The organism is Actinomadura sp. KC06 (assembly GCF_004348735.1).
Taxonomy (GTDB): Bacteria; Actinomycetota; Actinomycetes; order Streptosporangiales; family Streptosporangiaceae; genus Spirillospora.
Genome location: NZ_SMKT01000100.1, coordinates 23,347 through 34,540, shown reverse-complemented (window position 1 = coordinate 34,540; position 11,194 = coordinate 23,347). Strand labels below are relative to the sequence as shown.

At 70.4% G+C, this 11,194-nt stretch carries 9 protein-coding genes; 8 read left to right on the top strand and 1 reads right to left on the bottom strand.

Annotated elements, in window-relative coordinates:
• Positions 1–100: 100 nt before the first annotated feature.
• On the bottom strand, positions 101–1,324 hold the full coding sequence (locus E1287_RS27940; RefSeq protein WP_243719484.1) for a cysteine desulfurase-like protein: 1,224 nt from the start codon (positions 1,322–1,324) through the stop codon (positions 101–103).
• An 85-nt stretch (positions 1,325–1,409) separates the two neighbouring features.
• Here E1287_RS27940 and E1287_RS27935 point away from each other — a divergent pair, with 85 nt between their 5' ends.
• From E1287_RS27935 to E1287_RS27900, 8 genes are all read left to right on the top strand, one after another.
• On the top strand, positions 1,410–1,724 hold the full coding sequence (locus E1287_RS27935; RefSeq protein ID WP_207934504.1) for a hypothetical protein: 315 nt from the start codon (positions 1,410–1,412) through the stop codon (positions 1,722–1,724).
• Between the two features lie 127 nt (positions 1,725–1,851).
• Positions 1,852–3,135 (top strand): CoA transferase, encoded by a 1,284-nt coding sequence (locus tag E1287_RS27930; protein WP_207934503.1) that lies wholly within the window; start codon positions 1,852–1,854, stop codon positions 3,133–3,135.
• Positions 3,119–4,162, top strand: coding sequence for an alpha/beta hydrolase (locus E1287_RS27925; RefSeq protein ID WP_131968056.1), 1,044 nt, complete (start codon positions 3,119–3,121; stop codon positions 4,160–4,162). The genes E1287_RS27930 and E1287_RS27925 overlap by 17 nt, the downstream gene beginning before the upstream one ends.
• Positions 4,159–5,340, top strand: a complete 1,182-nt coding sequence (locus E1287_RS27920) for an ABC transporter ATP-binding protein (protein ID WP_131968055.1) — start codon at positions 4,159–4,161, stop codon at positions 5,338–5,340. Before E1287_RS27925 ends, E1287_RS27920 begins: the two co-directional genes overlap by 4 nt.
• Complete coding sequence (locus E1287_RS27915; protein WP_131968054.1) at positions 5,337–7,079, top strand: iron ABC transporter permease; 1,743 nt, start codon at positions 5,337–5,339, stop codon at positions 7,077–7,079. Before E1287_RS27920 ends, E1287_RS27915 begins: the two co-directional genes overlap by 4 nt.
• Before the next feature lie 7 nt (positions 7,080–7,086).
• Positions 7,087–8,283: an extracellular solute-binding protein gene (locus tag E1287_RS27910; protein ID WP_131968053.1), complete on the top strand. Its 1,197-nt coding sequence runs from the start codon at positions 7,087–7,089 to the stop codon at positions 8,281–8,283.
• A 27-nt stretch (positions 8,284–8,310) separates the two neighbouring features.
• Positions 8,311–9,945: an NAD(P)/FAD-dependent oxidoreductase gene (locus E1287_RS27905; protein ID WP_131968052.1), complete on the top strand. Its 1,635-nt coding sequence runs from the start codon at positions 8,311–8,313 to the stop codon at positions 9,943–9,945.
• A 41-nt stretch (positions 9,946–9,986) separates the two neighbouring features.
• The gene (locus tag E1287_RS27900; RefSeq protein WP_131968051.1) at positions 9,987–11,180 is read left to right on the top strand and encodes an acyl-CoA dehydrogenase family protein; all 1,194 of its coding nucleotides are present in this window, start codon (positions 9,987–9,989) and stop codon (positions 11,178–11,180) included.
• Positions 11,181–11,194 lie beyond the last annotated feature (14 nt).

Genomic DNA, 11,194 nt, shown 5'->3' with positions numbered 1-11,194 from the left:
CCCTCCCGCCTCAGGCCCCCGCGGCGCCATGTCGGAGACGTCGCATGCTGAGCGGCTCGAGTTGTGGGAATCGTGCAAAGGTTCTAGCGGCGTTCAAGGCTCACTCGGGTCGTGTCAGGAATTCCGCCAGGTGGTGCAGCAGGCGGTCCACGTCCTCTGTGTTGTTGTACGGGGCGAGGCCCACGCGCAGGCCGCCGTCGTCTCCCAGGCCCAGCCGGCGGGACGCCTCCAGCGCGTAGAAGGACCCGGACGGCGCGTCGACGCCGCGTTCTGCCAGGTAGCGGTAGGCGTCGGCCGTGCTGCGCCCGTCGATGGTCAGCAGCAGGGTCGGGGTGCGCTCGGCCGCCCGCGAATGGACGGTGACTTGGCCGAAGGCGGACAGCCCCTCCTCGATCCGGAGCCGTAGCGCGTCCTCGTGCCGTTCGAGGGCGGCGAACGCGGATGCCAGCCGTCCGCGGCGTGTGCCTTTGTCGTCCGGGCTCAACGCGGCGAGGAAATCGACCGCCGCGCGGGCACCGGCGAGGAATTCGTAGGGGAGCGTGCCGAACTCGAACCGTTCGGGGACGGCGTCCGTCGAGGGCAGCAGCTTGTCGGGCCGCAGGGTCTCCAGAAGGTCGGGCCGGCTCGCCAGGACGCCCATATGGGGACCGAGGAATTTGTACGGGGAGCAGGTGAAGAAGTCCGCCCCCAGTTGTTCGATGTCGACATGGGCGTGCGCGGTGTAGTGCACGCCGTCCACGTAGAGGAGGGCTCCCGCGTCGTGCGCCAGCCGCGAGATCTCGCTGATCGGTGGTCGGGTGCCGATCAGGTTGGACGCGGCGGTGACCGCGACCAGGCGCGTCCGGCCGGACAGGACCTCGCGGACGGCGTCGGGCCCCAGCTCGCCGGTCCCGGGATCGAAGTCGGCCCACCGCACGGTGGCCCCGGCGCTCTCGGCGGCCTGGACCCACGGGCGGACGTTTGAGTCGTGGTCCAGGCGCGTGACGATGACCTCGTCGCCCGGCGACCACGTCTTGGCGAGGGTGCGGGAGAAGTCGTAGGTCAGCTGGGTGGCGCTGCGCCCGAAGACGATCCCGGCCGGGCGCGCGCCGAGCAGGTCCGCCAGCGCCTGCCGGGCGTCCGCGACGATCATCTCGGCGTTGCGCTCACCGGGCGTGACGTTCCCCCGGTTCGACAGGGGCCCGGACAGCGCCTCGGCGACGGCGTCGATGACGGGAAGCGGCGTCTGCGTGCCACCTGGCCCGTCGAAATGGGCGGACCCGGCCTTCAGCGCGGGGAACTGCGCCCGGACGGCGCCGACGTCATAGGACGATTCGCTGATCAATGCGGCACTCCTTCTACTTCATTGAGGTCTGTCGGGGGCCGTCAGTAAGGTCGGGGACATGTCGCGGCGACGTTTCGAGCACGCTATGCAACGTATGCGTGCCGCCGAGCCGCAGCCGCGGGAGGACGCGTTCGACTTCCTCCGCGAGCACGCCGACGCCTACGTCGACGACCTGATCGCGGAGTTCGCCGCCGAGCAGGACGATCACGGCCTGCGCTGCCGGCTGCTCGAACTCATCGCCGAAGCCCGTTCCGCGAAGGCGCTGACCGTGTTCCGCGACCAGCTGGAGGGCACGGACGAGTCGCTCCGCTTCTGGGCGGTCCGCGGCCTGGAGATGCTCGACAGCCGCGAGGCCGACCGGGCGCTCGACGAGGCGCGCGACGGCGGCTGGATCTCCTGACACCGGGCTGACCGCCCGTCCATACCCCTCGTCAGCAGGCACGTTGTCCTGTCGGGTCTTGTGCGGGCATGCTCTGCATGCGATATTGGAGCCAATATTGGGAAGCAATCCTGCCCTGGGAGGCGCCGTGGTCCTGACGGGGAACGAGCCGAGCCCGCTGGCCGGCCTCCGGGTCGTGGACCTCAGCACCACGTTCATGGGGCCCTACTGCGCGATGCTCCTGGCCCAGTGGGGCGCCGACGTGATCAAGGCCGAGGCGCCCGCGGGCGACGTCCTCCGCTACGTCGGCGACGCGAAGGTCCCCGGAATGGGGCCGATATTCCTGAACGCGAACCGCGGCAAGCGCAGCGTGGCGATCGACCTCAAGGACCGCGCCGCGATGGACGTCTTCGCCCGCCTGGTCGAATCGGCCGACGTGCTCGTGCACAATCTCCGTCCGCGCGCTGTCGCGAAACTCGGCCTGACGCCCGATCGACTGCTGGCGTTGAACGGGCGGCTGATCTATTGCGCCTTTCGTGGATTCGGCTCGGGCGGCCCGTACGAGAATCGTCCCGCCTACGACGACGTCATCCAGGGCGCTTCGGGAATGGCGGCCGTGCAGGGCGTGAACGGTGAAAGGCCCGTCTACTGGGGCTCGGCCGCGGCCGACAAGACGATGGGGATATTCGGCGCCGCCGCCGTTCTCGCCGCGGTCCACGGCCGGACGGTCACCGGGCGCGGCCGGGCGATCGAAGTGCCGATGTTCGAGTCGATGGCGTCGTTCATGCTGCTGGAGCAGCAGGGCGGCTGGATCTTCGATCCGCCGAGCGGCCCGACCGGCTATCCGCGCACGGAGTCCCCCTACCGCAAGCCGTTTCGCACCAAGGACGGCTACCTCGCCGTAATGGTCTACACCGACGAGCAATGGCGGTCGTTCTTCGCCGCCATCGGCGAACCGGCGCTCGCCGACGACCCGCGCTACCGCACCATCGGAACCCGCACGGTGCACATCGACGATCTGTATTCGTTGATGGACGCCCACCTGACCCGGCGCACCACCGCCGAATGGCAGGAGGTCTTCGAACGCGCGGATATCGCGTCCAGCAAGGTCAACGCCATTCAGGACCTGTTCGAGGACGAGCATCTGGTCGCGACGGGCTTCTTCGAATCCGTCGACCATCCGTCCGCCGGGCGGCTCCGGATGGCCCGGTCTCCGGTCGACATGGGCGACCGCGCCACGGCCGCGCTTCGGCACCCGCCGCGTCTCGGCGAGCACACCGTCGAGGTGGCGCGCGAGCTCGGCTACGACGACGCGGCGATCGCGGGCCTGGTGGGACGCGGCGCGCTGGTCGCCGCCGGGGAAGCCGCGCGGGCGCCAGGCCAGGCGCAGGCCGCGGCCCGAGCAGAGGAGGGACATGCCCCACTCCAGTAAGGCCCACTGGCAGTCGCTGTTCCGCGGGGAGCCGGTGCCGGACATCCCTCCGCCGCGATCGGTCGGGGAACTGGTGAGCAGGCGCCGCGCGCCCGCCCCGTCCGCGCTCTCCGAGGACGCGGCAGCGCGCGTGCAGCTCCACGAGAACATCGAACTGGGCGGGCCGGACGGCGGCCTCGGGGCGGAGATCTACCAGCCCCGCCGTCCCGGGCCGCATCCCGTGCTGATGTACGTCCACGGCGGGGGCTGGTACGCCGGGTCGCCCGCGATGGACCGGCGGTACTGCGCGTCCATCGCCGCGGAAGGGGTCCTCGTAGTGAGCGTGGGCTACGCGCTCGCGCCCGAGCACCCGTTCCCGCGCGCGCTTGAGGACTGCGTATACGCGACGCGCTGGGCCGTGAAGAACGCGTCGTCGTACGACGGCGACCCGGCGCGGATGGCCATCGCGGGAAGCTCGGCGGGCGCGAACCTCGCCGCCGGGACGGCGCTCGTCCTGCACGGTTCCGGCCCCGGCAACGGCGTGCACGGCAACTTCCGCACGGACGTCCGCGGCGGTGATCTCGCGGGCATGCCGGTCGCGCTGAGCGGGCTCGTCCTGCTGTTCGGGCTCCTGGACGCCCACCGGTGGATCTCGGATCCGCGGTACTACGCGGGAGAATCCGAGATCACGCTCGCCGCCTACCTCGGCCCGAACTTCTCCGGACGGCTCCGCGACCCCCTGGTCAGCCCGGTGCACAGCCCGGAGCTGCACGTCCTCCCGGCCACCTACATCTCCTGCGGCGACGAGGACGCCCTGCTCGGCCACTCGCTCGCCATGACCGAGCGCCTCGCCGACGCGGACGTGCCGGTGACCCTGTCGGTCGTCCCGAACGCCGACCACGAGTTCCTCAAGATCCCGGAGCGGGTCGAGGGGGCACGGGCGGAGAACGAGCGCATCGTCCGCTGGCTCCGCGAACGCCTCGGCGTGAACGATGGGGCGAACGACGGCGTGAGCGACGGCGGCCGGGCGATCGGCGGTGCGCCATGAGCATCGTCGGCATCGACGGCCTGACCAAGCGGTTCGGCGGCGTCACCGCCGTCGACCGGGTCAGCCTCGACATCGGTGATGGCGAGTTCGTCGCGCTGCTCGGGCCGAGCGGCTGCGGCAAGACGACCACGCTCCGCTGCGTCGCCGGACTGGAGTCGCCGGACGAGGGCACCATCCGGCTCGGCTCCGGAACCGTCGTCGACCGGTCGCGAGGCTACGAGCTGCCGCCGCACAAACGCGACATCGGCATGGTCTTCCAGAGCTATGCGCTCTGGCCGCACATGTCGGTCATCCAGAACGTGAGCTACCCGCTCCGCCTCAAGCGGCAGCGCAAGCAGGCCGCCCAGGCCAAGGCGATGGAGGCCCTCGAACTGGTCGGGCTGGCGAACTACGCGGCCCGGTCGGTGTCGGCGCTGTCCGGAGGGCAGCAGCAACGCGTCGCGCTGGCGCGGGCGCTCGTCCGCGAGCCGAGCGTCCTCCTGCTGGACGAGCCGCTGTCGAACCTGGACGCCGCGCTGCGGACGCAGATGCGCGGCGAGCTGAAGCGCATCCACGAGCAGACCGGGTCGACCATGATCTACGTCACGCATGACCAGGAAGAAGCGGTCAGCATGTCCGACCGGATCGCGGTGATGCACGACGGACGGGCCGTCCAGATCGGGTCGCCGCGCGAGGTGTTCGACGCCCCGTCCTCGCGGTGGGTGGCGGAGTTCCTCGGCTACGAGAACATCCTGCCGGGCCTGGTCGAAGCCGCCGGCGACGGGCACGCCCGCGTGCGGCCGGACGGCTGGGACACCAGCCTGACCTGCACCCGCGCCGCCGGGTGCTCGGCGGGCGACCGCGTCCGGCTCGCGATCCGGAGCACGGCGCTCCTCTTCGACCACTTCGACTCCAGCTCCGATTTCGCCGATCGTCCGAACCGGCTGGACGTGAAGGTGCTGCGCTCGACCTTCCTCGGCACCGCGACCGACCACGAGGTCTCCGCGTTCGGCTCGCGGCTGGTCGCCAAGCAGATCGTGGGCGGGGGCCGTCCAGCCGCGCCGCAGGGCGCCGACGCGGTCGTCTGGATCGAGCCGGGACAGATCGCGCTGATCCCGGCGAACGACGAGCCCGCCGACGTCCGAACCGCCGACGAGCTTGCCACCGCCAAGCCGGCCGCCAGGGGACGTGCCTCGTGACGGCCGCGACCGGCATCCGAACGCGCCCCTGGTTCACGGGCCGCCGCGCACCCGCCCTGATCCTGGTCGGCTTCGCGACGCTCCTGCTCGGCTGGCCCCTGGTCATGCTGCTCGTCGGCGCGTTCCGGAGCGCGCCGCCAGGGCAGAGCGGTTCCTGGACGCTGTCCGCCTTCCCGGACGTCTTCGGCGACGCCCGCACCTATGACGCCCTGCTGAACTCGGTCCTGTTCGCCGTGGGCGCCACCGCGGTGGCCCTGCTGATCGGCGCTTACTTCGCTTTTCTTTCCACACGCACCACGGCACCGGGCCGAAGCCTGATCACGCCGGTCATGCTGCTCATGCTCGCGCTCCCGACCCTGCTGTACGCCATCAGCTGGAGCCTGCTCGGCAACCCGGAAGTCGGCCTGCTCAACAAGCCGTTCGAGGCCCTTTTCGGCGCGTCCCCGCTGAACATCTACTCGTGGCCGGGGCTGATTCTCGTCCAGGGCCTGAAACTGTCGTCGTTCTGCTATTTCCTGCTGCTCGGGCCTGTTTCGACGCTGAACAGCAGCTACGAAGAGGCCGCTTTCACGTCGGGCGCGAGCCGCCGACGGACGCTGTTGTCCATCGACCTGCCCTCCCTCGCGCCGACGCTGTTCGGCGTGAGCATCCTCGTCGGCATCTACTGCATGGGCACGTTCGACGTCCCGCAGATCATCGGCGAGAACGCCGGCATCGACACGCTGTCGACGCGCATCTTCTTCTACATCGCGGCGTCCACCCCCGCCCGCTACTCCGCCGCCAGCGGCATCTCGATGATCATGATGCTGGCGATGGTCGTGCTCATCTGGCTGCAATGGCGGTATACGAGCAAACGAAGCTTCGCGACCGTCACCGGAAAGGACTACGCGTCCACCCGGTGGGCGCTGGGGCGCGTCGGATTTCTCCACACCGGCTCCATCGCCCTGCTGGCCCTGGTGGGGGTGCTGCTTCCGGCGTCGCAGGTGGTGCTGACGTCCTTCCAGAGCGTGCTGGGCATGTACAGCCGCTTCACCCTGGCGAACTACACCGCCGTGTTCGACGACCCGCAGACGGTCGGGGCCTTCCAGCTCACGCTGTCGCTTTCGGTCGCGGCGGGGCTCGTCACGATGGTGTTCGCGACGCTGCTCGTCTACGCGGGCGCCAAGACGAGCCGGCGGCTCGGCCGGTACGTCGACCTGCTGAGCCTCGCGTCGCTGGTGCTGCCGGGCGTCGTCCTGGCGGCGGCGCTGACCTGGGGCTACCTGTCCGTGCCCGGGCTGCGCCAGCTGTACGGGACGACATGGCTCTGCGTGATCGGCCTGGTGATCCTGCTGGTGCCGGTGGCGAGCCGGTCGGCGGCCGGGGCGCTGGTGCAGATCAGCGCCGACCTGGAGGAGTCGGCCCGCGCGTCCGGGGCGTCCGCGCTCCGCGCGTTCGGCGGCATCGTGCTGCCGCTGATGCTGCGCAGCTTCCTCGCCGGCTGGCTGGTGTGCAGCGTGATCATGGCCGGGGTGCTGGACGTCCCGCTGATGCTCCTCCCGGCGACGCACGCGAACGTCGCCACGCTGTCCTACAGCCTCTTCTACAGCTCGGCGGTGCCGACGCAGGCATGCGCGCTGCTCGTGCTGCTGACCGTGCTGATCTGTGCCCTCGGGATCGCCTACCTCGTGCTCCGCTACGCGGTGCTCACGGTGATGGCGGGCGCCGCCCGGAGAAACCCCGTTCCAACGTCGAGGTGAGAGTGCCATGACTGAATTCGGCTGGAGATCGGCGGCATGCCCCGACGGCACCGGCGGCCGCAGGAGGGTCGCCGCAGGCGCCCGCCCGGGCGGCCGGCGGAGGGTCGCCGCCGCCGCAGCGGTGGCCGCGCTCTCGCTGGCGGCATCGGCGTGCGGCGGCGGCGTGGGGACGGCGGAGGCGTCGAAGCAGTGCACGTCCACCGCGTCCGGCGACACCGCGTGGGCCGGGAACGCCGAGAACGCCCGCGCCCTGGCCGAACTCTGCAAGGGCGCCGCGAAGGCGGGCCAGAACCAGGTGGTCGTCTACGGCGCGTACGCCGAGCTGTTCCGGCCGATCTGGCAGGACTTCACCAAGCGCTACCCGTCCATCAAGATCGTGCCGAAGGTGCAGCCGCCGGGGGCGACGGTGAGCGCCGTCCAGTCGGAGGTGTCGAGCGGGCGCCAGGTCGGCGACGCGCTGATGCTCGGCCTGGAGTCGGTGAGCGTGTCCGCGGACAAGGGGCTGCTGCAGCCGTTCGAGCCGGCGACCGTGGACGACCTGCCGAACCGGTACCGCGACTCCAAGCAGCGCTTCTACGTGCCCTACGGCGACGTCTACGGCTTCATGTACAACAAGGACAAGATGTCCGAGGCCGACATCCCGAAGAGCATGGCCGACCTCGTCTCGGGCAGGCTGCGGGGGTTCGTCCTGGACGACCCGGGCCTCGGCGTGATCAGCGCGCAGTCGCTGATGCCGATCTACAAGGCGAACAAGCTGACCCTCGACCAGATGCGCGGGCTGAAGCGCCACGGCAAGCTGGTCGACTCCACCCGGCCCTACTACGACCGGTTGGTCACGGGCGAGACGGCGATGATGCCCTGGGCGTCCTACATGCGCCACCTGCGGAAGGAGCAGGCCGGTGCTCCGGTGGCCTTCAAGGCCGTGCCCGGGCTGTCGTCGCTTCTGTACGGGTCGTCCGCCGTCATCAAGGGCGCCCCGCACATGGAGGCCGCGAAGCTGTGGGCGTCCTGGATGCTCACGCCCGAGGCGCAGCGGCTGATCGCGTCCAAGGGCCTGAACACCCCGCTGCGGCCGGGCGTCGAGACTCCGGCTTCGTGGCCGGACTACCACGTCCTGGAGAACGCGATGCCGCAGATCGCGCCGGAGGACTTCAACCGCGTCCTGCAAGAGTTCTTGCAGTGGGCGAAACCGGCGAACTCGTGATCCGGGACGAGCGGTGGAGGCGATGAGATGACCGTTCCCGAGTACGACGTGCTGATCGTCGGCGCCGGGTTCAGCGGGCTGAACGCGCTGCACCGGCTGCGCGGACGCGGGCTGCGGGTCAAGGTGCTGGAATCCGGCGGCGACGTCGGCGGCACCTGGTACTGGAACCGGTATCCGGGCGCGCGGGTGGACATCGAGAGCGTCGAATACTCCTACGCGTTCTCCGACGAATTGCAGCAGGAATGGCACTGGCCGGAACGGTACGCGGCGCAACATGACGTCCTGCGATACCTGCGGTGGGTGGCCGGGAAGCTGGACCTCCGCCGCGACATCGAGTTCGACTGCCGCGTGCGCGGCGCGGCGTTCGACGACCAAGCGGGGCTGTGGACGCTCACCGTCGACCACGGGGAGGACGGCGAATCCACGCAGCTCAGGAGCCGCTACTGCGTCATGGCGACCGGCTTCCTCTCCGCGCCCAAACTGCCCGACATCCCCGGTCTCGACCGGTTCCAAGGGCGGTTGATCCACACCGGGGCGTGGCCGCAGGACGACGTCGACCTCGGTGGACGGGTCGGCGTCATCGGCACGGCCGCGAGCGGTGTCCAGGTGGTCCAGACGGTCGCGCGGACGGCCGAGCGGCTGACCGTGTTCCAGCGCAGTGCGAGCTGGGCGGTGCCGCTGCAGAACGAGCCGATGCCCGAAGAGTACGAACGGTTCGTCAAAGAGAACTACGCCGAGATCCGCCGGCTGGAGCACACCACCAGAGGGCCGGGCATGGTGCTGGTCGGCAAGCGCGTCATGCTGCCGGAGACGCGCGGCGCGCTCGACCTCTCGGACGAGGCCCGCGAGGCTGCCTTCGAGGAGCTGTGGCAGGCAGGCGGCACGCACTGGGGACGGATCTTCCGCGACCTCGCCCGCGACGAGCAGGCCAACGACGCGGTGCGCGCCTTCCTGGAGAGGAAGATCCGCGCGGCGGTGAAGGATCCCGACGTCGCCGACCTGCTCATCCCGGACTACCGGCCGTTCACCCGGCGCCCGCCGGGAGAATCCGGCTACTACGAGGCGTTCAACCGTGACAACGTCGTCCTCGTGGACGTGAGGTCCGACCCGATCGCGAGCTGCGACGCCGGCGGCGTGGTGCTGGCGAGCGGCGAACGGCATCCGCTCGACGTGCTCATCTGCGCCACCGGTTTCAGCGGCGGGGCGGGGGCCGTCCTGCGCATGGACGTCCGAGGCCGCGGCGGGCTGCCGCTGCGAGAGCATTGGGCGGAGGGCGTCCGCACCCACCTGGGCATGATGACGACGCGATTCCCGAACCTGTTCTTCATCAACGGCCACCAGAGCCCGTGCGCCCATTTCTCGCCGCCGCTGCTGGCCGACTACCAGTCGGAATTCATCGGACGGCTCATCGAGCACCTCGGAGACGGCGGGCCGCCGATCGAGCCGAGGCCCGACGCCGAGGACGCCTGGTCGCGCCACGTGGACTGGGTATACGAGCAGACGCTGATCCCGCAGACCGACAGCTGGTGGATGTCGCGGATCGCCCCCGGCGCCAAACGGCAGGCGGTGGCCTACGCCGGCGGATTCACCGAATACCGGAAGTGGTGCGAACGCGCCGCGGACAAGCAGTTCCAGGAATTCGAGCGACGTTCCGGCGCCTAGGCCCGTCCGGGCCGCCGGGAACGAAGGGAGACACGACTCAGATGGCGATCGATCCAGGCGACTTCCTCGCCGTCGACGACCAGCTGGACGCCGACGTGCGCGCCGTCCGCGACACCGTCCGCTCGTACGCGGCGGCGGAGCTCGCGCCGCACGTCAGCGAGTGGTACGAGACCGGAGGGTTGCCGATCGAGGCCGCGAAGGGGCTGGCGAAACTCGGCCTGTTCGGCATGCACCTGACCGGCTACGGCTGCGCCGGGCTGAGCGCCACCGCCTACGGCGTCGCCTGCCGCGAGCTCGAAGCGGTCGACTCCGGACTGCGCAGCTTCGTGTCGGCGCACGGATCGCTGGCGATGACCGCCGTCCACCGCTGGGGCACCGAGGAGCAGCGGACGAAATGGCTGCCCGGAATGGCGTCCGGGGAGCTGATCGGGTGCTTCGGGCTGACCGAGGCCGAGGCCGGCAGCGACCCCGGCTCGATGCGGACGACCGCCGTCCGCGACGGCGACGACTGGGTGATCAACGGCACGAAGATGTGGATCACCAACGGCACGTTCGCGGACCTCGCGGTCGTGTGGGCCAAGGCCGCCGACCCCGAGGGCCCCGACGGCCCGGAGGGCGGCCGCATCCGCGGCTTCCTCGTCCCCACGGACACGCCTGGCTTCACCGCCGCCAAGATCGAGCGGAAGCTGTCGCTGCGCGCGTCGGTGACGGCGGAGCTGTCGCTGGACGAGGTCCGCGTCCCCGCCGACGCGGTGCTGCCCGGCGCCCGCGGCCTCTCCGGCCCGCTGACCTGCCTGAACGAGGCGCGCTTCGGCATTCTCTGGGGCGCGGTGGGGGCGGCCCGCTCGTGCTATCTCGAAGCGCTGCGCCACTGCTCCGCGCGGACGCAGTTCGGACGCCAACTCGCGTCGTTCCAACTGGTGCAGGCGAAGCTGGCGGAAATGGTCGTCGCGGTCAACAGCGCGGCGTTGAACGCGCTCCATCTCGGCCGGCTCAAAGACGCCGGCGAGATCGAACCGGAACAGATCAGCTTCGGTAAGCTGGCGAACGTCCGAGCCGCGGCGGAGGTCGCCCGTACCGCGCGGAGCCTTCTCGGCGGAGCCGGTATCACGCTCGACCACACCGTGATGCGGCACATGAACAATCTGGAGACGGTCATGACCTATGAGGGCACGGAGGAAATGCACCTGCTCAGCATCGCGCGCTCCGTGACCGGTATCTCGGCGTTCCGGTAACGCGGAGAGCTCCC